We start from the raw sequence: 26,478 nt of genomic DNA, 5'->3' as shown, positions 1-26,478 counted from the left end.
TCTCAGCTTGTTTGGCGGGGCTGAGCATGAACACTCTCTCGATCCGGCTGGCGGGCGTCGCCGCCATGGTCTTCGCCCTGGCCGGGTGCGCGACCAATCCGACCGCCCGACCGACCCAGCCCGCGCCCTGGGCCGCCCTGACCTCGCCCATGGCGGCGATGGAGATCGTCGTCTCCGACATCTGCCTGACCGCCGTTCGAGAAAATCGTCCGGTCGAGGCTTTGGCGCTGGATCACTGGCTGCGTCCCGTGCCGCCCCGCACGACCGGTTCGCCCCTTGCCGTCGCCGCCTGGCGGCTGGCCTCCTATTCCGACGTCTATGTCATGGCCCTGCCGGACGGGGGCTGTTCGGCCTCGGTCGAGGCGGGCGACCCCAAGGCCCTCAATGACGCCGCCGTGGGCCTGTTGGCGAAGCACGGCGATTTCCGCCGGGGCGAGACTCTGGTCGCCGAGGACCATAGCCGCACCGCCTGGTGCACCGGGGAGGCGGACCGGCCGCTGGTCGTCGCGCTGGCCCAGGCGAACAAGGCCCGTATGGCGGGCGGGCGGCGTCCGGCGCTGGTCACGAACGTCTTTCGCGCCGCGGGCGCCAGACCCGGCTTCTGCCCGCCGACGGCGTGACGGCCCGGCCGGCGCCGGACGGGTTCCGGGAAAGGGGCCGCACTGAGACTTTCCCCGCCGGCGGGGGACGGTCTATGAACGGAGTCATGACTGACATCGATATTCAAGGCCATTGCGAACCGCGCTTCGACGCCGTGCGCGAGGCGTTCGCCGCCAACTTCACCGTCGCGCCCGAGGGGCTGAACGAGCAGGCGGCGCGGTTCAGCGTGCTGATCGGGGGGGAGACGGTCGTCGATCTGTGGGCGGGGCATGCCGACACGGCGCGGACCACGGCCTTCACCGAGACGACCCTGACGCCGGTGTTCTCGACCGGCAAGGCGGTGATGGCCCTTCTGATCGCCACCGCGGTCGAGGCGGGCCGGCTGGATTACGAGCAGACGGTCGCCGGCCTGTGGCCCGCGTTCGGGGCGGCGGGCAAGGCCGGAATCACCGTGGGCCAGTTGATGAGCCACCAGGCGGGCCTGCCGGGCTTTTCCGAAGCGGTCGATCCGTCGGTCTGGTTCGAGGCGGCGTCCGTGCTGGCGCGGCTGGCGGCCCAGGCGCCGATGTGGGAGCCCGGCACGGCGTCCGGCTATCACCCCGTCACGGTCGGCTACATGGCCAACGAGGTCTTCCGCCTGGCGACGGGGCGGACCATGGGCCAGGCCTTGCGGGCGGACTTCCCCGACCTGGATCTGTGGATCGGCCTGCCCGAGAGCGAGCATGGCCGGGTGGCCCAGATGCGCAAGCCCACGGCGGCGCCCAGCCTAGGGACCGTCGATCCGATCAAACAGGCGGCCTTCCTGGACCGGGGCTCGGCCCCCGGCGGGCGGGGGTCGGCCGAATGGCGCAAGATGGAGATCCCTTCGGCCAATCTGCATGGCACGGCCCTGGGCCTGGCGCGGATGATGGGTGTGGTCGCCAATGCGGGGGTTCTGGAGGGCCGGTCGGTGCTGTCGGCGGAGACGCTGGACCAGTTGACGCGCGAACGGATCCACGGCCCGGACAAGGTGCTGCCCTATGTAATCAGCTGGGCGGCGGGCCTGATGCGCAATGACGGGCTGAACGTCTTTGGGCCGGGCGAGTCCTTCGGCCACTACGGCTGGGGCGGGTCCATGGCCATGGCCGACCCGTCGCGTCGGCTGTCGGCCGCCTATGTGATGACGCGCCAGTCGCCGCACCTGATCGGCGACCCTCGCCCCCGGCGGCTGCTGGCGGCCCTATACGGCGCGCTCTAGACCGTTTCGGACAGGACGACGGCGCGCCGTGCGGCGCGCGACCGCCGCGCGGCGCCGATCGCGAACACCCCCGCTCCGGCCCAGATGAAGGCGAACGAGACAATGCGCAGCGGCGTCAGGGCCTCGCCCGCCCAGACGCCGCAGGCGAACTGGAGCGTCGGCGCCAGGAACTGGATGAAGCCGAGGGTGGACAGGGGCAGACGTCGCGCCGACCAGGCGAACATCACCAGCGGAATGACCGTCGCCGGGCCGTTGACCAGGGCCCAGGCCAGGCCGGCGGGGGAGGCGAAACCTGTCGCCTGGCCGTGCGTGGCCAGCCAGGCCAGGAACAGGGCGCCGATGGGCAGCAGCACCAGACATTCGACGAACAACCCGGTCTGGGCCGAGGCCGGCACGCGCTTTCGGATCACCGCATAGGCGCAGAAGGTGACGGCCAGGGTCAGGCCGATGATCGGCACATGGCCCAGGGCGATGGTCTGGATCACCACCCCGACGGCGGCCAGGCCGATGGCGAGGCCGCTCCAGCGGTCGATCCGTTCACGGAATAACACCGCCCCCGCCGCCATGTTGAGCAGCGGGTTGATGTAATAGCCGAGGCTGGCCTCCAGCGTCGCATGATGGGTGGTGGCGAAGACGTACAGGCTCCAGTTCGTCGCGATCATCGCCGCCGACAGGGCCAGCCAGGCCAGGGTGCGCGGCGTGGCCAGCACCTGTTTCGCCTCGCCCCACTGGCCCGCCAGCAGCAGGAACAGGCCCGCCACGAACACCGACCAGACCGCCCGGTGGGCCAGGATCTCGGGCGCGCCGAAGCCATGGGCGGCCATGGCCATGAACAGCAGGGGCAAGAGGCCCCACAGGCTGTAGCAGGCGATGGCGGTGGCGACCGCGCGGGGATCGTTGGGGGTGGCGGCGGCGGTCATGGGCGGCTCAACTTCACTTTCGTCATTCTCCGGCAAGCCGCGCCTTCGCGGCGCAGACCGGGGAACCCAGCGGCGCCGAAGGCGAAATCTCCCAGCAGCATGGCGTCCGAAATCGTGTCCGCGACAGGTTCGCGCTCTCGCGCGCCGCTGGGTCCCCCGGTCGCGCTACGCGCGCCGGAGGATGACGAAAGAAGGTTACACCGTGATCGAACGATACCCCGACGACGAGGTGATGACGCCGGTCTCGTCCAGCAGCTGGGCGATCTGGACGGCGTTCAGGGCGGCGCCCTTGCGCAGGTTGTCGGACACGATCCACAGGTTCAGGCCGTTCTCGACGGTCGGATCCTTGCGGATGCGCGACACATAGACGCCGTGTTCGCCGGCGGCGTCGACGGGGGTGATATAGCCGTCGTGCTCCTGCTTATCGATCACCAGCACGCCCGGCGCCTCGCGCAGGATGGCGCGGGCCTCGTCCGGGGCGATGGGGCGGTCGAACTCGATGTTCACGGCCTCGGAGTGGCCGACGAAGACCGGCACCCGCACGCAGGTGACGGTGACCTTGATGTCGGGGTCCAGCATCTTGTGCGTCTCGTCCGACATCTTCTGCTCCTCGTCGGTCGAGCCGTCCTCGAGGAAGGAGCCGATGTAGGGGATGACGTTGAAGGCGATCTGTTTGGGGAATTTCTTGGGACGCGCGTCGCCCAGGCCGTAGATGGCCTTGGTCTGGTTCCACAGCTCGTCCATGCCTTCCTTGCCGGCGCCGGACACCGACTGATAGGTCGAGACCACCACCCGCTTGATCCTGGCCGCGTCGTGCAGGGGCTTCAGCGCCGTGACCAGCTGGATGGTCGAGCAGTTGGGGTTGGCGATGATGTTCTTCTTCTTGGCGTCCTTGACCGCGTCGGGGTTCACCTCGGGCACGATCAGGGGCACGTCGGCGTCCTTGCGGAAGGCCGAGGAGTTGTCGATCACGATGGGGCCGGCCTTGCCGATCTTTTCGGACCAGGCGCGCGAGACCTCGCCGCCGGCCGACATCAGGACCAGATCGACCTTGGAGAAGTCGAACTGTTCGATGTCCTGGCATTTGATGGTCTTGTCGCCGAACGAGACCTCGACCCCCTTGGACTTGCGCGAGGCGATGGCGTGGATTTCGTCGACGGGGAATTCCAGCTCCTCGAGGATGTTCAGCATTTCGCGGCCCACATTGCCCGTGGCCCCGACGATCGCGACGCGATAACCCATGATGATTGGTCCTTCGGACGCGCTATCGCTCGGCCCACGGGGCCTCGCTGCTTGAGCGCGATGTGTTGTGTGGTGTGCATTTAGGCGTTCGCAGCCGCGAAGCAATCGCTTTTCGGCGACGGGGACTTTAAGCAGGGGCTCATGACCTCCCGCATCCGAAACGCCTACGACATCCGCGTGGAAGAGGGCGTGCTGACGCCCGATCCGGCCCAGGCCGAAGTGCTCGTCGCCCTGGAGCGGCTGGAGACCGATCTGGCCCGGCGCGGCCTGTTCGGGCGGCCGCCCGAGGTGAAGGGGATCTATCTGTGGGGACCGCCCGGACGGGGCAAGTCCATGCTGATGGACCTGTTTTATTCCGCGACGCCCGAGCCCCGGAAAAGACGCGCCCATTTCCACGCCTTCATGGCCCGGGTCCACGACCTGGTGCGCCAGTGGCGAGAGGGCGACTCCAAAAGCCGCAAGGCCGTGTTCGGGACGCATAAGGGCGACGATCCCATTCCGCCCATCGCCAAGCTGATCGCCTCCGAAGCCCGGCTGCTGTGTTTCGACGAGCTTCAGGTGACGGACATCGCCGACGCCATGATCCTGGGCCGGCTGTTCGAGGCCCTGTTCGAGGACAAGGTGGTGCTGGCCATCACCTCGAACCGGGCGCCGGAGGACCTGTACAAGAACGGCATCAACCGCCAGCTCTTCACCCCCTTCATCGACATCATCCGGGACCGTTGCGCCGTGGTGAAGACGGCGGGTGCGCGCGACTGGCGGCTGGACCGGCTGAGTTCGGCCCAGGTCTGGCACACGCCGGACGACCGGGCCGGCTTCGAAGAGCTTTGGCGCGAACTGAAGGGCGGCGAGCCGGAAGAGCCGGCGCACCTGGCCGTCCTGGGCCGGGACGTGGTGGTGGAGCGGACCGTGGGCTCGATGGCGCGGGCGCGGTTTGCGGACCTGTGCGGCCGGCCGCTGGGGCCGCAGGACTATCTGGCCGTCGCCGCGCGGTTTCACACCCTGTTCCTGGAGGACGTGCCGATCCTGGGGCCGTCGAACCAGCAGGAGGCGCGCCGCCTGGTGACGCTGGTGGACGCCCTGTACGAGGCCAGGACCAAGCTGATCGTCCTGGCCGCCGCCCGGCCTGAGGCCCTCTATACCGAGGGTGTGGGGGCGTTCGAGTTCGAACGCACCGTGTCGCGCTTCAACGAGATGCAGAGCAAGGACTGGCTGGCCCACGTTCGGGAGTGACACGAAAGACCCTCTCCCGCTTGCGGGGGAGGTGGCCCGGCGTTCGCGAAGCGAACCAGGGTCGGAGGGGGGAGTCTTGTTTGGCTGGAAGAGAACTTCCCCCATCGTCAGCCGTCTCGCTGCGCTCGACGAGCTGACACTTCCCCCGCAAGCGGGGGAAGATCTGGAAAGCGCAAAGAAAAAGGGCCTGCGGATTGCTCCGCAGGCCCTTCGTCATTCGATCTGTGCGATCGCTCAAGCCAGCGAGGCGTCGATATCCTTGCAGGCCTGCAGCAGGCCTTGGACCGAGGCGACGGACTTTTCGAACATCGCCTTTTCGTCGTCGTTGGTGGTGAACTCGATCACCTTTTCGACGCCGGCGGCGCCGATCATGGCCGGGACGCCGACATAGAGGTCCGACAGGCCGTATTCGCCCGACAGCCAGACGGCGCAGGGCAGGACGCGCTTCTGGTCCAGCAGATAGGACTTGGCCATCGCAATCGCGCTTTCGGCCGGGGCGTAGAAGGCCGAGCCGGTCTTCAGCAGGGCCACGATCTCGCCGCCGCCCTTGCGGGTGCGGTCGACGATGGCGTCCAGCTCGTCCTGCGACAGGAAGCCGGCCTTGACCGCGTCCGGCAGGGGCAGGCCGCCGACGGTCGAGTGGCGCACCATCGGCACCATGTCGTCGCCGTGTCCGCCCAGGGTCCAGGCGTGGATGTCCTGAACCGACACGCCGGTCTTTTCAGCCAGGAAGTAGGCGAAGCGCGCCGAGTCGAGCACGCCGGCCATGCCGACGACCTTCTCCTTGGGCAGGCCCGAGAATTTCTGCAGCGCCCAGACCATGGCGTCGAGCGGGTTGGTGATGCAGATGACGAAGGCGTTGGGGGCGTGGGCCTTGATGCCCTCGCCGACGGCCTTCATGACCTTCAGGTTGATGCCGATCAGGTCGTCGCGGCTCATGCCCGGCTTGCGCGGCACGCCGGCGGTGACGATGCAGACGTCGGCGCCCGCGATGTCGGCATAGTCGTTGGCGCCCTTCAGGGCCACGTCCGAGCCGAAGACGGCGGTGGCCTCGGCGATGTCCAGCGCCTTGCCCTGGGGGGTGCCTTCAGCGATGTCGAACAGGATCACGTCGCCCAGCGCTTCGCGCGCGGCCACATGGGCCAGGGTGCCGCCGATCATGCCGGCGCCGATGAGGGCGATCTTCGCGCGAGCCATGGATGTCTCCGTTTATTGCGTGTGCGAAAGGGGATTAATCGTGCGGGCGGTCTAGACCCGCATCGGCCGCGCTGCAAGGCTGGGAAAACCCTGTTGCGGAGACGCCATGACCGACTTTCGTCCAGACCCCGCCTTCGAAGCCGGATCGGTCGCCGCCGCCGAATGGCCGCTGTGCCATGTGCGGCTTCAGGACGACGCCCGCTTCCCCTGGCTGATCCTGATCCCGCGCGTCGAGGGGGCGGTGGAGCTGGAAGACCTGAGCGTCGAACAGCGGGCCGCGCTGATGGAAGAGACCGTGCGGGCCGGGGCCTTGGTGCGGCGGTTGGGAACGGTCGAGAAGCTGAACGTGGGGGCTATCGGCAATGTGACGGCCCAGCTGCACGTCCATGTCGTCGGCCGCCGTCGTGACGACGGCCTGTGGCCCGATCCGGTCTGGGGGCGAGGGCCGGCGGCGCCCTATGCCGGGGTGGCGCGGGCGCGGCTGTTGGAGTTGATCGGGAGCGGGTAGTCGATCCGACGATCGATGTGTCGTCGCGCCCCATTTGCGTCAGCCGCTCTCGCACCGCATATGAGCCCTATGGAAGACGCGCTGCGCATCCGGCTGGACGAACGCCAGGTGAACCTGATCGCCAAGGCCCTGGCGGAGCCGCGTCGCCGTCAGATCCTCAAGGAGATCGGCGCGGCCAGCGAACCCACCCCTTGCGGCGCGGTCGCCCAGCTTGTCTCGGTCAGCGCCCCCACCTTCTCGCACCATATGAAGGAACTGGAGACCGCCGGCCTGATCCAGATCTGCCGGCAGGGCAAGTTCGCCTTCCTGGTGCTGCAGCGCGACGTCCTGAACGCCTATTTGGCCCAGCTCGCGGAAATCTGAGGCCGGTTTCAGAAAATCAACAGCCCCGCTTATTGAATCAGTTCGATGGTTATCTAAATATCAAACCGTTCGCCGCTGAAGGCGACCGGAGAGAGATCATGAGCAAGCTTTCAGGCAAGACCGCCGTCGTCACCGGCGCATCGAAAGGCATCGGAGCGGCCATCGCCAAGGCCCTGGCCGCCGAGGGCGCCGCAGTGGCGGTCAACTACGCCTCCAGCCGCGAAGGGGCGGACAAGGTCGTGGCCGAGATCACCGCCGCCGGCGGCAAGGCCATCGCCGTCCAGGCGTCGGTGGCCAGCGGCGACGATGTCACGCGGCTGTTCGACGAGACCCAGAAGGCGTTCGGCGGCGTGGACATCCTCGTCAACAACGCTGGCGTCTATGCCTTCGCGCCGATCGAGGACTTTACCGAGGCCGAATACCGACGCCAGTTCGACATCAATGTTCTGGGCCTGCTGCTGGCCACCAGCGAGGCGGCCAAGCGCTTCGGTCCCGACGGCGGAAGCGTGATCAACATCAGCTCGGGCGCCACCACCGTCGATATCCCGACCGCCTCGGTCTACACGGCCACCAAGGCCGCCGTGGACTCGATCACCCGCGTGCTCGCCAAGGAACTTGGCCCGCGCCAGATCCGGGTCAACGCCATTGCGCCCGGCGCCGTCGAGACCGAGGGCACCCACGCCACGGGCATCATCGGCTCGGATATGGAGGTCCAGATGGTCGCCCAGACCCCGCTCGGCCGCATGGGGCAGCCGTCTGACATCGCGCCTGTGGCCGTCTTCCTGGCCTCGGCCGACAGCGCCTGGATCACCGGTGAAATCATCGCGGTGGCCGGCGGAAACCGCTAAATCAAGCCGTGGCGAGGGACGCGGCCGGGGTCCGGCCGCGTCCGCATCCCTCAGATGATGTCCAGCGGCGTCTCGCGCGTGGGCGGGGGGAAGGCGGCGTCGAGGCGTTCGATGTCCTCGAGGTCGAACTGGATCTCCAGGGCGTCGGCGTTGGCCTCGACGTGTTCGATCGAGCCGGCCTTGGGAATGGCGATGACGCCGTCGTGGCGCAGGATGGCGGCGAGCGCCACCTGAGCCGGGTCGGCGCTGTGGCGGTTGGCGATGTCGCGGATCAGGGGCTGTTCCAGCAATTCGCCGCGCCCCAGGGGCGAATAGGCCATCATCGGCATGTCGCGGGCCTGCATCCACGGCAGCAGATCGAACTCCACCCCGCGCGAGCCCAGATTATAGAGCAACTGGTTGACGGCGCAGTCCTCGGCCCCCTCGATCTCCATCAGTCGCTCCATGGCGCGCAGATCCAGATTGGACACGCCCCAGCGGGCGATCATCCCCTCGTCGACCAGTTCCTGGAAGGCCGCGACGGTCTCTTCCAGAGGAACATTGCCTTCCCAGTGCAGCAGATACAGGTCCAGCCGGTCGGTTCCCAACCGTTCCAGCGACTTCTCGCAGGCCAGCATCATCTTCATTTCCGACGCGTTGTCGGGCCGGACCTTGGAGACCAGAAAGACCTCGTCGCGGCGTCCGGCGATGACCTCGCCCACCAGCCGTTCGGAACGGCCGTCGCCGTAGAGCTCGGCCGTGTCGATCAGGGTCAGGCCCAGGTCGATGCCGCGCGCCAGGGCCTGCTGCTCCTCGTCGCGCCAGGCGGGATCGTCGCCCATCTCCCAGGTGCCTTGGCCCAGGGCGGGAACGGTCGTACCGTCTGCAAAGGTGACGAGGCGGGTCATGTCCGTCCTATTCCATTCGCGGCGGAAGAGCCGCCTGCGAGGTTGAGATGCGCACCCGGCTTATCAAGACCGACGGCCTTGTCCAACAGGTGCTGGAGGCGGGGTTCGAAGACCTCAACGCGCCATTGGTCCTGCTGATCCATGGCTTTCCGGAACTGGGCGTCAGCTGGCGGGCGCAGGTCGAGGCCCTGTCGGCGGCGGGATATCACGTCGTGGCGCCGGACATGCGCGGTTATGGCGGGACGGACAAGCCCAAGGGCGTCGACGCCTGTTCGATCCTGCATCTGGTCGGGGACATGGTCGATCTGGTCCGGGCGCTGGGCAAACCGAGCGCCGTCGTCGTGGGCCACGACTGGGGCGCGCCGGTCGCCTGGCATTGCGCCCTGTTGCGGCCCGATCTGTTCACGGCGGTGGCCGGGCTGTCCGTGCCCTTCCAGCCGCGCCGGCCCCAGGGACCGCCGACGACCGTCATGGCCATCCTGTCCGAACGGGCCGGGCTGGGCGATCTCTATATCAGCCGGTTCCAGGCGGCGGACGCCCATCTGACGCTGGAGGCCGATCCGGCGACGACGCTGAGGAAACTGTTCTGGTCCTATGACGGCGCTACCCCGGCCGCGAAACGGGCCACCGGTTTCATGGCGCGGGGCGTCGGCCTGCTGGACAGCATCGACGACGGCGCCGACCTGCCGCCGTGGATGAGCCCCGCCCATTTCGCGGAATATGTCGAGGCCTTCACAGTCGGCGGGTTCGACGCGCCTTTGAACTGGTATCGGGCCATCGATCTGAACTGGTCGCTGACCGCCTTCGCGCAGGAGCAGCGGATTCTCCAGCCGGCCCTGTTCATCGTCGGCGAGGACGATCCGGTCCGACACTATGCCGGCTCGGCCGAGACCGGGCTGAAGGACTGGGTTCCGAACCTGACCCGTTCGGTCGTCCTGCCCGGCGCCGGCCACTGGATCCAGCAGGAGCGGCCGGATGAGGTGAACGGGCTGCTGCTGGGGTTTCTGGGGGAGCTCTGACTCGCTTCCTTCTCCCCTTGCGGGAGAAGGTGGCCCGAAGGGCCGGATGAGGGTTCCGCCGGTGGGCCAACTCGCACTACCTTGCCCCTCACCCTTTCGCGCAAGACTGATCGCTACGCTCTCGGGCGCTCAAGCCCTCTCCCGATGGGAGAGGGGACGGGTTCACGCCGCCGCTTCTGCCGTCCCCATCTGCCCGCGAACTTCCGCGACGATCTCGAGGCTGCGGATACGGGCGGCGTTGTCGAAGGCCATGCCGGTGATCATCAGTTCATCGACGCCGGTCAGGGCGATAAAGTCGGTCAGCTGTTTCCGCACCGTGTCCGGCCCGCCGACGGCGGAATAGAGCAGGCGGCTGCGCGCCCCCTCGATCTGTTGCGGGGTCAGGACGGCCGTGATGTCGTCGACGGGCGGGGGCAGCTTGCCCGGCTTGCCGGTCGAGAGGCGGGCGAAACTCTGTTGCATCGAGGTGGACAGGCGCACGCCCTCCGCGTCCGTATCGGCGGCGAAGACGTTGATCGCGGCCATGGCGTAGGGCTGGGCCAGCCGGTCAGATGGGGTGAAGCTGCGGCGATAAAGCGCCAGGGCCTCCAGCAGCAGTTCAGGCGCGAAATGGCTGGCGAAGGCGTAGGGCAGGCCCAGCTGGCCGGCCAGCTGGGCGCTGAACAGGCTGGACCCCAGAAGCCAGATCGGCACGCGCAGACCCGCGCCGGGAACGGCGCGCACCGGCTGGTTGTCGGCGGCCGGCTCGAACCACTGGATCAATTCGACCACGTCGCGCGGAAACTGGTCGGCGCCGTCGAAATAGCGGCGCAGGGCGCGGGCGGTGGCGCCGTCGGTGCCGGGCGCGCGGCCCAGGCCCACGTCGATCCGGCCGGGGAACAGGGTCTCCAGGGTGCCGAACTGTTCGGCGACGACCAGGGGCGCGTGGTTGGGCAGCATGACGCCGCCGGAGCCGACGCGGATGCGCTGGGTGCCCGCCGCCACATGGCCGATGACGATGGCGGTCGCCGCGCTGGCGATGCCGGGCATGTTGTGGTGTTCGGCCAGCCAGAACCGCTGATAGCCCAGCCGGTCGGCGGCCTGGGCCAGGGCCAGGGTCTCGTCGAGGGCGCGGCGGGCGTCGCCGCCTTCGACGATGGGGGAGAGGTCGAGAACTGAGAACGGGATCATGACGCCTAGATCGGGGCTGACGGCCGAGGTTCAAGGGCAGGGAGCGGGGAACCGCAACCGGGTCGGGCGCTTTACCTTCGACGAACCCGGAGACATGAGCTATGACGGACGTTGACGCCGAAAAGACCGAAGCCGAGTGCGAGGATGCGCGCGAGGCCGCCGACATGGGCGAAAAGCCGGACCTGGGGCACAAGGCTGACGCCCTGATCGAGGCGTTGGACGGCACAGATTCCGGCTCCGACACCCGCGCCGGCTCGCTGCGCGGCGGGTCCGCCAGCGGATCGGACGATGATCCCGACTCGCTCGAGATCAACGAGGCCCTCGCCGAAGAAGGGCGGGCCTCGGCGGGGAAACGGGGCCGCGCTGAAAACGACGATTGACGCCGACGCCTTGCTGCCGCCGCATCCTTGCGCCACGGTGGCGCCTTGACCATGGGTCCAAGGGACGATTCCCCGATGATACGCCGTCTGGCGGCCTCGGCCGCCTTAGTCTTGCTTTGCCTTGCAGGTTGCGACGACCGGTCCAGGACCGAAAAGGCGCCGGCCCAGGCCTCCCTCGCCGCCCCTGACCAAATGACCGCCCCGGCTTCGCCGTCGGAGGGAGAGGCTGCGCCTGCGCCCGAGGCGATGACGGCGGATATCCCCGCTGCACCCGGCGCGCCCGCCTATGCCGCCCTGTACCCCGGCGCCGCCCTGGACCAGCCGGCGACGACCGCCGCCGGGCCGGACGGCGAGGGCGGGCTGGTCACCTTCACCACCGCCGCCACGCCCGACGAGGTGGTGGCCTTCTATCGCACCCGCGCCGAGGAGGCGGGCCTGACCTCGGTCATGGGCATGAACCAGGGCGACGCCCGGGCCTATGGCGCTGCGGGCGGCCAGGCGGGCGCGACCAATCTTCAGGTGGTGGCGGCGCCGGGCGCCGGCGGCGAGACCTCGGTGCAGCTGAGCTGGAGCGCGGGTCTGTGAGACCGGTCGCCGCTCTGATCGCGGCGACGGTGATCCTGCCTTCGCTGCCCCTGGCGGCCTGCGCCCCGGCCGGGCGGACTGCGCCCCATCCGATCTTCAGCGCGACCGACGAAGGCTATCTGTCGCCCGGCGTCGTCGCGCGGTTGGCTGAGGCTGTGACTCCCGCGCCCGCCGAGGGATCGCCGCAGGATGCGGCCGACCGGGCGGCCTCGGCGCGGTTCACGGCTCTGGAGGATACGGATCGCTGGCTGATGGCGACCGCTCATGCCGAACTGCGCCCGCCGCTGGCGCTTCAGCATTTCGACTGCGCCCTGGGGGTGCGGCTGGGGTCGGCCGAGACGCCGACGCTGGACCGGATGATGGCCAAGGTCTTTCATGACGCCCAGGCGGCGGTCGTGCTGGCCCAGGCCCAGGCGAAAGGCGCGCCCGTCCGTCCGGTCGGCGTAGATCCTGCGCGCCGGGCCTGCCAGACCCTGACGCCGGCGATGCGGCGCAGCCCGTCCGCGCCGTCGGCCGGCGCGGCGGTGGGAACCGCCTATGCCGAGGCCCTGGCCCTGATCGCGCCGGACCGGGCGGCGGCGGTGCGGCGCATCGGCCATGAGATCGGCGTGAGCCGCCAGATCTGCGCCATGGACTATCCCAGCGATGGGCTGGCGGGCGAGGCGCTGGCGCGGGCCGTCGTCGCCGAAATCGTCGCGACGCCGGACTTCCAGGCTGAGATCGCGGCGGCGCGCGACGAACTGGCGGCGGCGCGGGCGACGGGACGGACCAATCCCGGCTGCGCGGCCGAGCGCGCGGCCCTGGCTGTTCCCCTGCCCTGAGATGTGGAGCGGCCTGATCCTGCTGGCGGCGGTTCAGGCGGGCGATCCCGCAGGCGCGCGGGCCTGCACCCTGGCCGAGGTGCGCGACCTGACCGCCCCGTCCGATCAAGCCTATCGCCTGACGTGCCGCGCCGACCTGGCGGGCGTCGCCGTGCGGCGGCCTGTTCTGATGGAGGGGGCCGAGGCCTCGGGCGCGGGGATCGACTGCGGCGGCGGGGTGATCCGACCGGCGCGCGAGGCGACGTCACAGACGCCGACGGTGGCGATCTGGTCGCGGCGTCAGGGCGACGGCTGGAGCCGTCCGGTCCAGACCTATGTGCGAAACTGCACCGTCGTCGGCAATGTGCGGATCTGGGGCATGGGGGCGGGCGGATCGATGCGCGACCTGCTGGCCTCGTCACGGACGCCCGATCACACGACGGCGGCCCAGAGCGCGGCGCCCCTGGGCGCGGTGCTGGAGCGGGTGCGGTTCGAGGGCGTGGGGACGATCCCCCTGTATGTCGGGCCGGGGGTGACGCAGACCGTGGTGGCGCGCTCGCGCTTTTCGGGCCGGTCGGTCTCGACCGCCGTCTATCTGGACGCCGAGAGCGCCGGAACGGTGATCCAGGACAATGACTTCACTATTCGCACCGGGCGTGAACAGATCGCGGTGGACGGATCGGGCGCCAATCGCATCATCGGCAACCGCTTCGCCCTGGGCGGTCGCGGCGGGGTCTTCCTGTACCGCAACTGCGGCGAAGACGGGGTGATCCGCCACCAGACGCCGTCCTATAATCAGATCACGGATAATGTGTTTTCCGGCGTCGGCTGGCTGCGCCCCCGGACGGTGGTGGTGGGCGCGCGCGAGGGGAACCGGTCCTATTGCGGCGATGACGCCGGCTATCCGTTCGGGTCCAGCGCCGACGACGGCGACGGGGCGACCGGCAACCGGGTCGAACGGAACCGGACGCGTCCCTGACCCCGCACTTGCGAAATGACGCCAGCTCGGCCCTATTGGCGCGATGACGCCTCGGGGGATGCATCTAATGCGGCTGGTCTTGTTGTTGGCGGCCCTGGCGGCGGCGCTGGGGTTGGCCGTGATCACGACACAGACGCCTCGGCCCGCGCCGACAAGCGCCGCCGCGACCGGATTTTCGGCGGAGCGGGCCATGGCGGACGTGCGGGTCATGGCCCGCTCCCCCCGTCCGATAGGTTCGACCGATCACGCCCTGGTCCAGGCCTATCTGCAGGGCCGAATGGCGCAGCTGGGCCTGGCGCCCACGCTCCAGGCCGGCGCCCTGTCGCCCGCCGCCGTGCGCCGGATCGAGGACCGGGGCGAGTCGGTCGAAGGCTTGTCGGTGGTCAATCTGGTCGGCGTCCTGCCGGGCCGGAACCCCAGCCTGCCCCTCGTGGTGCTGATGGCTCATTATGACAGCGTGCCCGGCTCGCCGGGCGCCGCCGACGACGCCAGCGGCGTGGCGGCGGTGCTGGAGGCGGTGCGGGCGATCAGGGCGCGCGGACCGGCCGACCGGGGGCTGGTCGTGCTGCTCACCGACGGGGAGGAGCTGAACCTGGACGGGGCGCGGGCCTTCTTCAGCGAACATCCGTTGCGGGGTCGGGTCGGGGCGGTGGTGAACCTGGAGGCGCGCGGCGGCGGCGGTCGGGCCATGATGTTCGAGACCGGCCCCGGCAACGCCCATACCATCGACCTTTACGCTCGGGCGACGCGCCGGGCCGACGGGGGCGCGGCCAGCAACGCCCTGGCCATCTTCGTCTATCGGCTGATGCCCAACGGCACCGACTTCACCCTGGCCGCCGACCGGGGCCTGGCCGGGATCAACCTGGCCTTCATCGGCCGGCCGGCGCAGTACCATTCGCCCAGTTCGACGCCGGACGCCCTGGACCAGGGCAGTCTGCAACATATCGGATCCCAGGCGCTGGAAATGACCGACGCCCTGGTGCGGGCGCCCGTCCTGCCGAAGGCCACGCAGAACGCCGTCTACGCCGATGTCTTCGGCCTGGGGGTGTTGCGGCACGGGCCGGGGACGGGGTGGGGGCTGCTGGGTCTGGCCTTTCTGTTGACCGGTTTCGCCGCCTGGGGCGCGCGTCACGCCACGGGCCTGACCTTGCGTCAGTTCGGCAAGGGGCTGAGCGGGGGCGTCTGGCTGCTGGCCGCCGGGATCGTCGTGGCCCAGGCGGTGCGGGTTCTGGCCGGGCCGGTCGGCGGCCGGATCGAATCGGCCGAGACCTATTATGTCCTGCTGCGCCGCCTGCCCTGGATGGAGGCGGGCGTAGGCTTGGCCGTGCTGGGGGTGATGTTCGCCCTGCTGGCGGGGCGGGCCCTGATCGGGCGGCGTCTGCTGGCGGGGGTGATCGCCGCGGCGGCGGTTCTGGCCACGGGCCTGGGCGGGTTCGATCCGGTGGTGCTGGGTGCGGCCCTGGTCGCCGTGGGTCTGAGCCTGTGGCCTGGCGGCGAGGACGAGACGGTCTGGGGCGGCTGGCTGGGGGCCGTCGTCCTGGTGCTGATCCTGGGCGTCCTGGTTCAGGCCGTGGCGCCCGAAGCGGCCTTGCTGTTCGTCTGGACCGGGTTGGCGGCGGCCGGCGCAGCGGCCCTGGCGGCGGCGATCGGGGCGCGGCTGGAGCGATGGGCCGCCCTGGCGCCCGCGGCGGTCGCCACCGGGGTCGTCGGCGGCTGGCTGGCGGGGCTGGGCCATTTCGTCTTCCTGGGCGTGGGGATGGACCAGCCGGGCGCGCTGGGCCTGATCGCCGTGCTGATCGTCGCCCTGGCCCGGCCCTTGGCCCCGGGTGCAGGAAGCGCGCGCCACACCCTGGCCGGGCTGGCGGCGGCCATGCTGATCCTGGGCTGCGGCCTCTCCCTGGCGGCCCGCCATGCCGAGCCGGCCGCTGAGGCGCCGGTCGCCGTTCCCTGATGCGTCAAAATCGGACGTAGGATTCGGATGTTCTCATCGGTTCCGGATGAGAACATCTTGTGAACTGGAACAAACCGTGCACATAGTCGGCCTCACAAAAACGGGGGCGGGTCCATGGCGGGTCTCTCCCAAGCTTCTGACGGGAATCATGGCAAGGGAGACGAAGGCAATGGCACAGGCGGCTTTGAAACTGGTGGGCAAGGAAGACGGCGACAAGCAACGGGCCCTGGAGGCGGCGATCGCCCAGATCGATCGCGCCTTCGGCAAGGGTTCGGTGATGAAACTGGGCAAGGGTGGGGTCGCCGACGTGATCCCCTCGGTGTCCACCGGATCCCTGGGCCTGGATATGGCCCTGGGCATCGGCGGACTGCCGCGCGGGCGGGTGATCGAGGTCTTCGGCCCTGAATCCTCGGGCAAGACCACCCTGGCCCTGCATACGGTGGCCGAGGTTCAGAAGGCCGGCGGCACCGCCGCCTTCGTCGACGCCGAACACGCGCTGGACCCGGGCTACGCCCAGAAGCTGGGCGTCAATCTGGACGACCTGCTGGTGTCCCAGCCGGACACCGGCGAACAGGCGCTCGAGATCGTCGACACCCTGGTGCGCTCCGGCGCCGTGGACATCGTGGTCGTCGACTCCGTCGCCGCCCTGACCCCGCGCGCCGAGATCGAGGGCGAGATGGGCGACAGCCTGCCCGGCCTTCAGGCGCGTCTGATGAGCCAGGCGCTGCGCAAGCTGACCGCCTCCATCTCCAAGTCGAACTGCATCGTCCTGTTCATCAACCAGATCCGCCACAAGATCGGCGTCATGTACGGCTCGCCCGAGACGACGACAGGCGGCAATGCGCTGAAGTTCTACGCCTCGGTGCGTCTGGACATCCGCCGCACCGGCGCGATCAAGAACCGCGACGAGGTGGTCGGCAACACCACCCGGGTCAAGGTGGTCAAGAACAAGGTCGCCCCGCCGTTCCGCGAGGTCATCTTCGACATCATGTACGGCGAGGGCATCTCCAAACTGGGCGAGATCATCGACCTGGGCGTCAAGGCCGGGGTGATCGAGAAGTCGGGCAGCTGGTTCAGCTATGACTCGACCCGGATCGGTCAGGGCCGCGAGAATGTGCGCGAATTCCTGAAACAGAACCCCGACATCGCCGCCTCGATCGAGAAGGCGGTGCGGGCCTCGACCAGCAAGATCGCCGACGAACTGCTGGGCACGCCCGAGCCGGACGAAGGCCAGGATCTCGAAGGCTGACGACCGTCTCGCCTTCCTAGACACTCCGTCGCCCCAAGCGACCCGCCACCGACCCCGCGAGGGGCGGCGGAGCGACCCGTCCGACCTCGTGTCGGGCGGGTCTTTTTTGGGCGGGGTCGCGAGGGCCGGCGGTCTTCAGCAGTCGATGACGGTCAAATAGTCAGGATCGACGCGGGCGATCTTCTGCATGACGGCGTCGCGCGAGACGAGGGGGATCCGCATGACGCGCGCCGTCGCCATCAGGAAACAGTCCCCTGGATCCTTGTGCCCCGTCCGCGTCACCACTTCGGCGGACTCCAGGGCGATCCTTTGTCTGATGGGGGTGATCCGGGCCCCGGTGGCCTGGATGGCCTCTCGAAACCAGGTCTTGGGCGACAAAGCGCCGAGATCAGGCCGGTTCGCCTGGACCGACTTCTGTGCTGCGACGCCGAGTTCCCACGCCGTTATCGGTGACACATAAAGGCGATCCTCAGCCTGGGCGTCGGCAATGGCGACGAGGGCGGCGTCTGAGAGCGGCGTCGTGCCTGAAACCAGCCAGTAGAGAACGTGCGTGTCGAGGAGCGCGCTAATGGAAAAGCTCAGTCGTGCGACGCGCGGTTAGGCTTGGGGCGAGCTTTTGAGACCTGTTCGAAAATGGGCTTGGTCAGGTCCACGTCCGGCCGTAGAGGAAGCTTGCCCCGCAGTGCGCCGAGGCCGTGCACCTGAACCAGACGTCCGGAGCGGGTATCGCGCACCGTCTTCGACGGCGATGAAGCTGGAAACACGTGGGCCATGACGCGAATATAGCGCGTTCGAACGCCGATCTCCAGTTTTAGACTTTTCAATCGTCTCAAACCAAAACGGGCGACCCGAAGGCCGCCCGTTCCGTCGTCTGACGATGTCGTCGCCGATCAGGCGGCGGCCTTCTCCGGGGCGAACTTGCCGTAGAAGGTCTCGTTCTTGGCGGCCATGTCGCGCAGCAGCTGCGGGACCTTGAACCGGTCGCCGTAGGTCGCCGCCAGACGGTCCGCCGTTTCCACGAACTGGGCCAGGCCGATGCCGTCGATCATGCTGATCGGGCCGCCGGTCCAGGGCGCGAAGCCCCAGCCCAGGATGGCGCCCAGATCGGCTTCACGCGGGTCGTCGATGACGCCCTCTTCCCAGCAGCGGGCGACCTCGACCGCCTGGCGATACAGCAGGCGGGTCTTCAGCTCGTCGATCTGGGCGAAGGCGGTCGCCTCCTCGGGCTTGTCGATGCCCTTGGTGGTCGGCGCCAGGTCGCTCAGCCCCTTCCAGATGGTCTTGGGCTTCTGATCATAGTCATAGAAGCCCTTGCCGTTCTTGCGGCCATAGCGTCCGTCCTCGACCATCTTGGCGACGATGTCGGCGCCTTCCGACGGGACATATTTGTCGCCCAGGTCCAGCGCCGTCTGTTTGGCGATCTTGTAGGACAGGTCCAGGGCCACGTCGTCGTGCATCTCCAGCGGGCCGCGCGGCATGCCGGTCATCCGGCCGACATTGTCGATCAGGGCCGGGCCGTAACCCTCTTCCAGCATCGCCATGCCTTCCATCAGGAAGGTGGAGAAGCAGCGCGAGGTGTAGAAGCCGCGGCTGTCGTTGACCACGATCGGCGTCTTCTTGATCTTCAGCACATAGTCCAGCGCCTTGGCGATGGCGGCCTGACCCGTCTTCTCGCCCAGGATGATCTCGACCAGCATCATCTTGTCGACGGGCGAGAAGAAGTGGATGCCGATGAAGTCCTCGGGACGAACCGAGGCCTCGGCCAGGCCGGTGATCGGCAGGGTCGAGGTGTTGGAGCCGAAGACGGCGCCCTCGACCAGTTGGGCCTCGGCGCGCTTGGTGACGTCGGCCTTGATCTCGCGGCTTTCGAACACGGCCTCGACCACCAGGTCCGACCCCTTGATGTGGTCATAGTCGGTCGTCGCCGTGACCAGGGCCAGGGTGGCGTCATATTTGTCTTGGGTCATCTGACCGCGCGACAGACGCTTCTTCAGCAGTTCCTCGACATGGGCCTTGCCCTTGTCGGCGGCTTCCTGGGTCTGGTCGATCAGGACGGTCTCGATCCCGGCCATGACCTGCACATAGGCGATGCCCGCGCCCATCATGCCGGCGCCCAGGACCGAGACCTTTTTCGGGTCCGACTTGGGCACGCCGGCTGGACGCACGGCGCCCTTGTCCAGTTCCTGCTTGGACAGGAACAGGCTGCGGATCATAGCCTGGGCCTGCGGCGTCATCAGCGTCTTGATGAAATAGCGGGTCTCGATGCGCAGGGCCGCGTCCATCGGAACCTGGGTTCCTTCATAGACGGCCTTCATCAGGTTCAGCACGGCGGGATAGTTGCCGTAGGACTGTTTGCGCAGCATGGCGTTGCCGACCATGAAGTTCTGGATGCCGGCCGGGTGATAGGGGCCGCCGCCGGGCAGTTTGAACGACTTGTCGTCCCACGGCTGGACGGCCTTGCCGCCGTTCTTGATCCAGGTCTTGGCGGCCTCGACCGACTGACCCTTTTCGACGACTTCATGGACGATGCCGGCGCCCTTGGCGTCGTTGGGGCGGAAGGACTTGCCCTCGCTCATCGCCATCATGGCGTTCTGAACGCCGACCAGGCGGGTCAGGCGCTGGGTGCCGCCGCCGCCGGGGAACAGGCCGACCTTGATCTCGGGCAGGCCCAGCTGGATCTTGTTGTCGTTCTCGACCACGCGATAGTGGCAGGCCAGGGTGAACTCCAGCCCGCCGCCCAAGGCCAGGCCGTTGATGGCGGCCGCCACCGGCTTGCCGCAGGTCTCCAGCGCGCGGAAGGCGCCGTTCAGCTTCCAGCCGGCGTCGAACGCCTTTTGCAGGTCGCCGCCGCCCGACAGCACGCCGCCGGCCATGTCGCCCAGGTCCGCGCCGGCGCAGAAGCCGGACGCCTTGCCCGAGGTGATGACGGCGCCCTTGATGGTCTCGTCGGTCTTGATGCGTTCGACCAGTTCCGGGATCTCGGCCATGACCGCGCTGGTCAGGGTGTTCATCGAACGGCCGGGGACGTCGAAGGCGATGACGGCGATGCCGTCCGCGTCGATGTCGATCTTGAAGTTTTCCATAGTCATTCGCTCCGGATCAGACGCGTTCGATGACGGTGGCGGTGCCCATGCCGCCGCCGATGCACAGGGTGATCAGGGCCGTCGACTTGTTCGAGCGTTCCAGCTCGTCCAGGGCGGCGCCGGTGATCATGGCGCCGGTGGCGCCCAAGGGGTGCCCCATGGCGATGGCGCCCCCGTTCACATTCATTTTCGCGTGGTCAATGTTCAGGGCCTGCATGTAGCGAAGCACGACGGCGGCGAAGGCCTCGTTCAGCTCCCACACGTCGATGTCGTCGGGCGTCATGCCCAGCTTGCCCAGCAGTTTGCGGGTCACATATTCCGGGCCGGTCAACATGATCGACGGCTCGGAACCGATCGAGGCGCCGCCCAGGATCTTGGCGCGCGGCTTCAGGCCCAGGGCCTGGCCGGCTTCCAGCGAACCGATCAGCACGCCGGCCGAACCGTCGACGATGCCGGATGAGTTGCCGGGGGTGTGGACGTGGTTGACGCGCTCGACCTCGGGGTAGCGCTGGTTGATCACGCTGTCGAACGCCATTTCCCCCATCATGGTGAAGGAGGGATTCAGGCCGCCCAGGGTCTGCATGTCCGTGTTCGGACGAATGGTCTCGTCACGATCCAGGATGGTCAGACCCAGCTGGTCCTTGACCGCGAGAACCGACTTCTTGAACCGGCCCTCGGCCCAGGCCTGGGCGGCGCGCTTGTGGCTCTCGACCGAATAGGCGTCCACGTCGTCGCGGCTGAAGCCGTATTTGGTCGCGATCATGTCGGCCGACACGCCCTGCGGCACGAAATAGGTGGGGAAGGCCGACGACGGATCGGTCGGCCAGGCGCCCATGTCCGAACCCATGGGCACGCGGCTCATGGCCTCGACGCCGCCGCCGACGGCGAAGTCGGCCTCGCCGGACTTCACCTTGGCGGTGGCCATGTTCACGGCTTCCAGGCCCGAGGCGCAGAAGCGGTTGACCTGAACCCCGGCGGTATATTGCGACCAGCCGGCCGAAAGAACCGCCGTGCGGGCGATATCGGCGCCCAGTTCGCCCACGGGGGTGACGCAGCCCAGGATGACGTCATCGACCTTGGAGGTGTCCAGGTCGTTGCGGTCGCGCAGGGCCTCCAGAACCTGGGTCGCCAGGCTGAGGCCGGTGATCTCGTGCAGCGAGCCGTCCTTCTTGCCCTTGCCGCGCGGGGTGCGGACGGCGTCGTAGATATAGGCGTCAGCCATGGGGCGTGTGTCTCCATTTTGATCCCGGCGCTCAAGGTCCGCCGAATGGGCGAACGTCTCGCGACCTTGGGGGAAGGACGGGTCTAAGCTCGGACGTCAAAAACCCTACGTTTACGTCAACGTCAAGTAATAAGCCGCGTGAACGGCCGCGGCGACAGGGCCGCACAAATCCAGATGGTGACCGGTCGGAGGTCGCGCCAGCCATAAAAGCGCGCAAGGCGCCGGCCACGGCCGTTACGGTCGGGCCGGCTCCGGCTGTGTCAGCGCGGCGGAATGCGGGTGGCGCCGCCCGTGATGCGGCAGGCGTATTCGGTCTCGGGTCGGCCGCTTTGCAGGCCGGTCGGGGTCAGAATGCCCTGACGCTCGGTGCAACTGGCTTCGAGCCGCTTGAGGTCTTCCTGATAGGTGTTCGCCTGGCCGGTCGAGGCGCAGGCTGTCATCAGCGGTGCAGTCATCAGGATGGCGAAGAAGAGGGTGCGCATGGTGTCTCCTGTCTTCCGAAACGCGTCGGCGTTTCGGTCCTGCCCCCCGGCGCCGCCAGACTACTGCGCGACCGCCAGCCTGACCAGCTTGCCGTCGGCTTCATCGGTGATGGCCCAGACCGCGCCGTCCGGCCCCACAGCCACGTCGCGGACGCGTTCGCCCAGGTCGGTCAGCAGCCGCTCCTCGCCGACGACGCGGTCATTTTCGATCACCAGCCGGGCGATATGTTTCTCCTTCAGACCGGCCACCAGCAGATCGCCGTCCCAGCCGGGGAACATGGCGCCCTGATAGAAGGCCGCCCCGCCCGGCGCGATGACCGGGTCCCAGTAATAGACCGGCTGCTCCGTGCCCGGCGCCTGCGTATTGCCGCGCGTGATCTGTCCGCCCGCGTATTCCACGCCATAGGCCGCGTCAGGCCAGCCGTAGTTCAGGCCCGGCTTGTCCAGGTTGACCTCGTCGCCGCCGCGCGTGCCGTGCTCAATGGTCCAGACTGCGCCCGTGCCGGGCTGGACGGCGATCCCCTGGACGTTGCGATGGCCCAGGCTCCAGATCTCGGGCAGGGCGCCCTCACGGCCGACGAAGGGATTGTCCTGGGGCACGGAGCCGTCGGCGTTGATGCGGATGGTCTTGCCCATGTGCGAGCCCAGATCCTGGGCCTGCGCCCGCATCGGCCTGTCGGAGCGTTCGCCCAGGGTGATGAAGAGCTTGCCGTCCGATGCGAACGCCAGGGACGAGCCGAAATGCTTGTCGCCGTCATAGACGGGCAGGGCGCGGAAGATGACCTGGACGTCCTCCACCCGCGCCCCGTCGTCGGACAGGCGACCCCGGGCGACCGAGGTGGCGTTGCCGCCCTCACGAGGCTCCGCATAGCTCCAGTAGATCAGCCGGTCCTGGCCGAATCCGGGGCTTGTGATGACGTCCAACAGGCCGCCCTGGCCGCGTGCATCGACGCGGGGCAGGCCCTGAACCGGTTCGCCGACCTGGCCCTGGGCCGTGATGATGCGCAGCCGGCCGGGCTTTTCCGTCACCAGCCAGCGCCCGTCAGGCATCAGGGCCAGGCCCCACGGATGCGTCAGGCCCGAGGCGACGACGCTGTGGCTCAGGGCGACGTCGGTCTTCACCCCCGGCGCCCGGGTCTGACCGGGGAAGGCGGGCTGCTGGTCGGGGTTGTTGGCCGGCCGGGTCTCCAGCGCCGCGCCCGCCTGGCTTGAGGCCGGAGCGCTCTCGCCGTTGGCGCCGCAGGCGGCGGCGAGGACGAGCAGGGAGGTCGAGGCGGCGAGGACGATCAGGCGCATGGCGGGGGAAGCTCCGGCTAGGTCTTGAGGGGATCTGGGACGGACTGGGGGCTGACATCGGCAACGACCCCTTCAGCGTTACCGTTCCCGCCGAGGCCTGTCCTGCGCCGCATCGCCGCACGATCTGCGTCGAGACGACTTGAACCGCGCGCCCGACGGCGATATAGGCACGCCTCTTTCGCGCTGGCCCCAGGTCGCGCGGACGCCCGGAGACGGGATGCGACTGGGTAGCTCAGATGGTTAGAGCGGTGGATTCATAACCCACAGGTCGGCGGTTCGATCCCGCCTCCAGTCACCACTTTCCTTTTCATATTCAGACGGTTGAACCCGAGAAGGCGCAACGGCTGGCGCTGGCGGCGGGGACCAGAAGGGAACGAAAGTCCCGGTCCGGGAGAGAAAGTCCCGGAATAGTCCCGGAGGATGTTCGCAGGCTGTTCTCACAGGAGCGAGGCCTGAGGCGCTGCCGAGGCCAAGTTTACGCCCCTCGCGATCAGCAGCTCGGCTGCGCCTGGCGCATTGCCGCCCTGGACCGAGTAGGTCGTCTTCACGGCCTCGATGTCGGCCCAGGAGAACATCTCGCGGATCTCCGGCCGGTCGTTGATCGACAGCAAGAACCGCCCCTCGATCCCCAGCAGCTTGTCGGCCATCCGCTGGAAGTCATCGCGCGAGAACATGCCGGCGCCGTAGTCGGCTTCGCCGCCCCAATATGGTGGGTCCAGGTAGAAGAGGCTGCCGGCGCGATCGTAGCGGGTGATGAAGGCCAGCCAGTCCAGGTTCTCGATCACGACGCCAGCCATCCGGTCGTGCAGCTGGCGCAGGCGGGGCTCGATCTTCGTCAGGTCGAAGTTGTGGGGGCTGGTGGGGCTGACGCCATACGACCGACCGGCGACCTTGCCGCCGAAGCCCAGCGTCTGAAGATACAGAAACCGGGCGGCCCTCTCGATGTCCAGCAGATCCCCCGCCGGCGTCTCGCGGATCCGCTCGAACTCGGCCCGCGCCGCCGGCCGCCAGGCCAGCTCACGGATCAGGGCGTCGGGGAATCGCTGCGCCACCCGGAACAGGGTGACCACGTCGCCGCTGAGGTCGTTGATGACCTCGACGGCCGGTCGGACACGCCGGCGCAGGAAGACGCCGCCCATGCCGATGAACGGCTCGCAGTAAGCGTCATGGGGCGTGGCGGCCAGCACGCCGCAGATGCGTCGCGCCAGATGACGCTTGCCGCCCAGCCAGGCCGTGGGTGGCTCACACGGCGCGACGGGTCGCTGATCGACAATGAGAACATTACGAGAACAATTCATTTGCGGAGTCGCCTTTTGCACGAGTAGGAGTCCCCGGCTCGCGTGAGCGGGGGCGGCGATCAGCCGAGCGGCCGATCGGTCCTGGTCGTGCGGGGGAACGCCCGCAGATCGACGCGCTGCAACGCGCCGATCCCGCCCCGGACGGGGACGGAATGAAGAGGAGAGAGGGTATGCCGATCGACAAACCGGGTTCGTCACGACCCATGCCGCCGTCGGAACTGATGGAGCTGGAGGCTGAACTGGCCGCCCGCGTCGTGCGCAATCCGTCGCCGCATCCCAGCCTGCCGGCGACGCTGGGGCCGGGATCAAACGTCGCCTATGTGTCCAAGGAAGAGAACGCCAGTCTGGTCGCCGCCGCCCTTGCGCTGGGTATGGGCCAGTTTGCTAAGATGACGGCCGACCAGACGCACAGGTTCGCGGCCCGCCTTTCACGGCGATGACCCACTACGGCGACGACACCACGCCTGACGACATCCGGCGCGGCGATCAGTGCGCACTGGCGTGTCCGTGCGGCAGCCGCGTCATCCCCGCCTGGACGAACCTGCCCGAGGCCCAGCGCTTCATACCGTTACGCGAGATCCGGGCGAAGATGGTCTGCAAACGATGCGGACGGCGCCGGCCACAGATCGTCATCTCAGGCCACTACGGCACGGGCGGCCAGCTGAAGGAGTTCTGGCGATGGCCGCCGGCGAGCCGGACCTGACACTCGAAGAGATTGACGCCCTGATCGACGAGGCACAGGCGCCCAAGATCTGATCGTCGCCCACTGGACGTGGTTCGAGGTCCAAGCGGCCGGGCGCGACTTGAAGACGCGCAATAACGGCGGCCTGAACTATCGCGGCCTCGATGTCTGGATCAGTGACCGGACGCGTATCGGGTCCAGGGTTGAGGCAGAATGGTTGGCGGAGTGCTGAAGGCCCGATAGGTCTTAGCGGCTCGACAGCGGAGACGCGAAGTGTAGGTTGCTTGAAGGGGGACCGAATAATGATGCCGGATTAGATGCCTGTTTGGGGCCAGCAGCAAAAGGAGTCCGGCAGCCGATCGGACGTTTTGAAGCCGTTGATTTGGCCGTTGGGACTTACGCTAGCTGCAATCCCGGCCTTGCTAGCGGCGAAAGCCCCCACCTGGATGGCGGCCGGATTGGGCATAGCCTTTGCAATCATCTTGCTCATCTATGTGGTGGCATTTGTCGCCCTTCTCCTATTCAAACCTGACTCACTCAGGTCAGAGCATTTCGTATTGACGCAAACCGCCATGCAACATGGGCTGTTGGGCGATAGCTTAAGTGGTCGGATCTCCACGCCGCTGCTAGCTAATAAAGTCCAAAAGACCGCCGAGCCTTCGAATGCGGGATCAGCTGATGAGACTGAGCTATGAGGCGCCATTTCGTACTTGCCGCGCCTACGCTCACATCTGATCAGGAAGAGGCCTTCTTCCAGCGCATACAAGGTAGGCTGAACTGGTGGCATCAGATGCCCGGTTTATGGCTCATATCAGATGACAACGACCTCGCGACCGCAGGGTACTTACGTGCGCTGGTCCAGGAGATTGACTCCACCGCCCACGCCTTAGCCGTGGAGGTCCAGCCTAAAGACTACGCACTACGCCTGTCGAATGACCGGCTTGAAGATGCGTCACATTGGATCGAAAATTACTGGATGAAATAGTGAACGGGTTCGCTTCATCGAAACGGCCATATTGGAGCATGCGAAAGGCCCGCCCTCCGAAGAGAGCGGGCCTCGATAGCGGAGCCTGAAGGCTCGACGCTGTTTTGCACTTTCTGCAAATCGGGATTTGTTTGCATGATCTGCAAAGAAATCGCCTAGCCCGGTCGAGGCGGCACGGCGGGCGGCGGACATCGGAACGGCAGGTCCGCTCCGCTCGTCACGGCCCACCGGCAGATGCGCCCCACAGCCGCCCAGCCCCGAT

Annotated in this window: 26 protein-coding genes and 1 tRNA gene; 16 read left to right on the top strand and 11 right to left on the bottom strand. The window is 68.0% G+C overall.

What is annotated here, in order from left to right; all coding sequences use genetic code 11:
- Window positions 1-26: 26 nt before the first annotated feature.
- Both AC07NC_RS06020 and AC07NC_RS06015 read left to right on the top strand, forming a co-directional pair.
- Window positions 27-620, top strand: a complete 594-nt coding sequence (locus tag AC07NC_RS06020; RefSeq protein ID WP_494568924.1) for a hypothetical protein — start codon at window positions 27-29, stop codon at window positions 618-620.
- 86 nt (window positions 621-706) lie between these two features.
- Window positions 707-1,837, top strand: coding sequence for a serine hydrolase domain-containing protein (locus AC07NC_RS06015; protein WP_494568923.1), 1,131 nt, complete (start codon window positions 707-709; stop codon window positions 1,835-1,837).
- Here AC07NC_RS06015 and rarD read toward each other — a convergent pair.
- The gene (gene rarD / locus AC07NC_RS06010) at window positions 1,834-2,757 is read right to left on the bottom strand and encodes an EamA family transporter RarD (protein ID WP_494568922.1); all 924 of its coding nucleotides are present in this window, start codon (window positions 2,755-2,757) and stop codon (window positions 1,834-1,836) included. The genes AC07NC_RS06015 and rarD overlap by 4 nt on opposite strands.
- 195 nt (window positions 2,758-2,952) lie before the next feature.
- A complete protein-coding gene (locus tag AC07NC_RS06005) occupies window positions 2,953-3,999 on the bottom strand; it encodes an aspartate-semialdehyde dehydrogenase (protein WP_494568921.1) in 1,047 nt (348 codons plus the stop codon).
- Between the two features lie 141 nt (window positions 4,000-4,140).
- Here AC07NC_RS06005 and zapE point away from each other — a divergent pair, with 141 nt between their 5' ends.
- Complete coding sequence (gene zapE, locus AC07NC_RS06000) at window positions 4,141-5,232, top strand: cell division protein ZapE (protein ID WP_494568920.1); 1,092 nt, start codon at window positions 4,141-4,143, stop codon at window positions 5,230-5,232.
- Between the two features lie 234 nt (window positions 5,233-5,466).
- On the opposite strand, the gene mdh is transcribed toward zapE, so the two are convergent.
- Window positions 5,467-6,429, bottom strand: coding sequence for a malate dehydrogenase (mdh, locus tag AC07NC_RS05995; protein ID WP_494568919.1), 963 nt, complete (start codon window positions 6,427-6,429; stop codon window positions 5,467-5,469).
- Between the two features lie 106 nt (window positions 6,430-6,535).
- Here mdh and AC07NC_RS05990 point away from each other — a divergent pair, with 106 nt between their 5' ends.
- The 3 genes from AC07NC_RS05990 (at window position 6,536) to AC07NC_RS05980 (ending at window position 8,148) form a co-directional block, all read left to right on the top strand.
- Window positions 6,536-6,937: an HIT domain-containing protein gene (locus AC07NC_RS05990; RefSeq protein ID WP_494568918.1), complete on the top strand. Its 402-nt coding sequence runs from the start codon at window positions 6,536-6,538 to the stop codon at window positions 6,935-6,937.
- A 69-nt stretch (window positions 6,938-7,006) separates the two neighbouring features.
- On the top strand, window positions 7,007-7,300 hold the full coding sequence (locus AC07NC_RS05985) for an ArsR/SmtB family transcription factor (RefSeq protein ID WP_008263087.1): 294 nt from the start codon (window positions 7,007-7,009) through the stop codon (window positions 7,298-7,300).
- A gap of 98 nt (window positions 7,301-7,398) precedes the next feature.
- Window positions 7,399-8,148 carry a glucose 1-dehydrogenase gene (locus AC07NC_RS05980; protein WP_494568917.1) on the top strand — a complete coding sequence of 250 codons (750 nt, stop codon included), beginning with the start codon at window positions 7,399-7,401 and terminating at the stop codon, window positions 8,146-8,148.
- A gap of 50 nt (window positions 8,149-8,198) precedes the next feature.
- Here the strand turns inward: AC07NC_RS05980 and AC07NC_RS05975 are convergent, their stop codons facing one another.
- Complete coding sequence (locus tag AC07NC_RS05975; RefSeq protein ID WP_494568916.1) at window positions 8,199-9,035, bottom strand: aldo/keto reductase; 837 nt, start codon at window positions 9,033-9,035, stop codon at window positions 8,199-8,201.
- Between the two features lie 47 nt (window positions 9,036-9,082).
- Here AC07NC_RS05975 and AC07NC_RS05970 point away from each other — a divergent pair, with 47 nt between their 5' ends.
- A complete protein-coding gene (locus AC07NC_RS05970) occupies window positions 9,083-10,054 on the top strand; it encodes an alpha/beta fold hydrolase (RefSeq protein ID WP_494568915.1) in 972 nt (323 codons plus the stop codon).
- A gap of 162 nt (window positions 10,055-10,216) precedes the next feature.
- Here AC07NC_RS05970 and AC07NC_RS05965 read toward each other — a convergent pair whose 3' ends face one another.
- Window positions 10,217-11,224: an LLM class flavin-dependent oxidoreductase gene (locus AC07NC_RS05965; RefSeq protein WP_494568914.1), complete on the bottom strand. Its 1,008-nt coding sequence runs from the start codon at window positions 11,222-11,224 to the stop codon at window positions 10,217-10,219.
- Between the two features lie 101 nt (window positions 11,225-11,325).
- On the opposite strand from AC07NC_RS05965, the gene AC07NC_RS05960 reads away from it, so the two are divergent.
- The 6 genes from AC07NC_RS05960 (at window position 11,326) to recA (ending at window position 17,168) form a co-directional block, all read left to right on the top strand.
- Window positions 11,326-11,604: a ribonuclease gene (locus tag AC07NC_RS05960; RefSeq protein WP_494568913.1), complete on the top strand. Its 279-nt coding sequence runs from the start codon at window positions 11,326-11,328 to the stop codon at window positions 11,602-11,604.
- A 75-nt stretch (window positions 11,605-11,679) separates the two neighbouring features.
- Window positions 11,680-12,189, top strand: coding sequence for a hypothetical protein (locus AC07NC_RS05955; RefSeq protein ID WP_035310603.1), 510 nt, complete (start codon window positions 11,680-11,682; stop codon window positions 12,187-12,189).
- On the top strand, window positions 12,186-13,010 hold the full coding sequence (locus AC07NC_RS05950; RefSeq protein ID WP_494568912.1) for a phosphatase PAP2 family protein: 825 nt from the start codon (window positions 12,186-12,188) through the stop codon (window positions 13,008-13,010). The genes AC07NC_RS05955 and AC07NC_RS05950 overlap by 4 nt, the downstream gene beginning before the upstream one ends.
- A gap of 1 nt (window position 13,011) precedes the next feature.
- Window positions 13,012-13,968, top strand: coding sequence for a right-handed parallel beta-helix repeat-containing protein (locus AC07NC_RS05945; protein ID WP_494568911.1), 957 nt, complete (start codon window positions 13,012-13,014; stop codon window positions 13,966-13,968).
- A gap of 67 nt (window positions 13,969-14,035) precedes the next feature.
- The gene (locus tag AC07NC_RS05940) at window positions 14,036-15,919 is read left to right on the top strand and encodes a M20/M25/M40 family metallo-hydrolase (protein WP_494568910.1); all 1,884 of its coding nucleotides are present in this window, start codon (window positions 14,036-14,038) and stop codon (window positions 15,917-15,919) included.
- Between the two features lie 169 nt (window positions 15,920-16,088).
- Window positions 16,089-17,168, top strand: a complete 1,080-nt coding sequence (recA, locus tag AC07NC_RS05935; protein WP_008261712.1) for a recombinase RecA — start codon at window positions 16,089-16,091, stop codon at window positions 17,166-17,168.
- 135 nt (window positions 17,169-17,303) lie between these two features.
- Here the strand turns inward: recA and AC07NC_RS05930 are convergent, their stop codons facing one another.
- The 5 genes from AC07NC_RS05930 to AC07NC_RS05910 form a co-directional block, all read right to left on the bottom strand.
- Complete coding sequence (locus AC07NC_RS05930; protein ID WP_494568945.1) at window positions 17,304-17,738, bottom strand: type II toxin-antitoxin system VapC family toxin; 435 nt, start codon at window positions 17,736-17,738, stop codon at window positions 17,304-17,306.
- 320 nt (window positions 17,739-18,058) lie between these two features.
- Window positions 18,059-20,251, bottom strand: a complete 2,193-nt coding sequence (locus AC07NC_RS05925) for a 3-hydroxyacyl-CoA dehydrogenase NAD-binding domain-containing protein (protein WP_494568944.1) — start codon at window positions 20,249-20,251, stop codon at window positions 18,059-18,061.
- Window positions 20,252-20,267: 16 nt separating this feature from the next.
- Complete coding sequence (locus tag AC07NC_RS05920) at window positions 20,268-21,473, bottom strand: acetyl-CoA C-acetyltransferase (RefSeq protein ID WP_426025562.1); 1,206 nt, start codon at window positions 21,471-21,473, stop codon at window positions 20,268-20,270.
- 260 nt (window positions 21,474-21,733) lie between these two features.
- The gene (locus AC07NC_RS05915) at window positions 21,734-21,955 is read right to left on the bottom strand and encodes a hypothetical protein (protein ID WP_494568909.1); all 222 of its coding nucleotides are present in this window, start codon (window positions 21,953-21,955) and stop codon (window positions 21,734-21,736) included.
- Between the two features lie 60 nt (window positions 21,956-22,015).
- The gene (locus AC07NC_RS05910; protein ID WP_494568908.1) at window positions 22,016-23,251 is read right to left on the bottom strand and encodes a PQQ-dependent sugar dehydrogenase; all 1,236 of its coding nucleotides are present in this window, start codon (window positions 23,249-23,251) and stop codon (window positions 22,016-22,018) included.
- 221 nt (window positions 23,252-23,472) lie between these two features.
- Here AC07NC_RS05910 and AC07NC_RS05905 point away from each other — a divergent pair.
- Window positions 23,473-23,549: transfer RNA gene (locus tag AC07NC_RS05905), tRNA-Met, on the top strand.
- A 139-nt stretch (window positions 23,550-23,688) separates the two neighbouring features.
- Here AC07NC_RS05905 and AC07NC_RS05900 read toward each other — a convergent pair.
- Window positions 23,689-24,549 carry a DNA adenine methylase gene (locus AC07NC_RS05900; protein ID WP_494568907.1) on the bottom strand — a complete coding sequence of 287 codons (861 nt, stop codon included), beginning with the start codon at window positions 24,547-24,549 and terminating at the stop codon, window positions 23,689-23,691.
- Window positions 24,550-24,719: 170 nt separating this feature from the next.
- Between AC07NC_RS05900 and AC07NC_RS05895 the strand changes: the two genes are divergently transcribed.
- A complete protein-coding gene (locus tag AC07NC_RS05895) occupies window positions 24,720-24,989 on the top strand; it encodes a hypothetical protein (RefSeq protein ID WP_494568906.1) in 270 nt (89 codons plus the stop codon).
- On the top strand, window positions 24,986-25,252 hold the full coding sequence (locus AC07NC_RS05890; protein WP_494568905.1) for a hypothetical protein: 267 nt from the start codon (window positions 24,986-24,988) through the stop codon (window positions 25,250-25,252). The genes AC07NC_RS05895 and AC07NC_RS05890 overlap by 4 nt, the downstream gene beginning before the upstream one ends.
- Window positions 25,253-26,478: the final 1,226 nt, after the last annotated feature.

It is taken from the genome of Brevundimonas sp. GW821-FHT10A07 (genome assembly GCF_059415785.1).
This window is presented reverse-complemented; position numbering and strand designations above follow the sequence as displayed.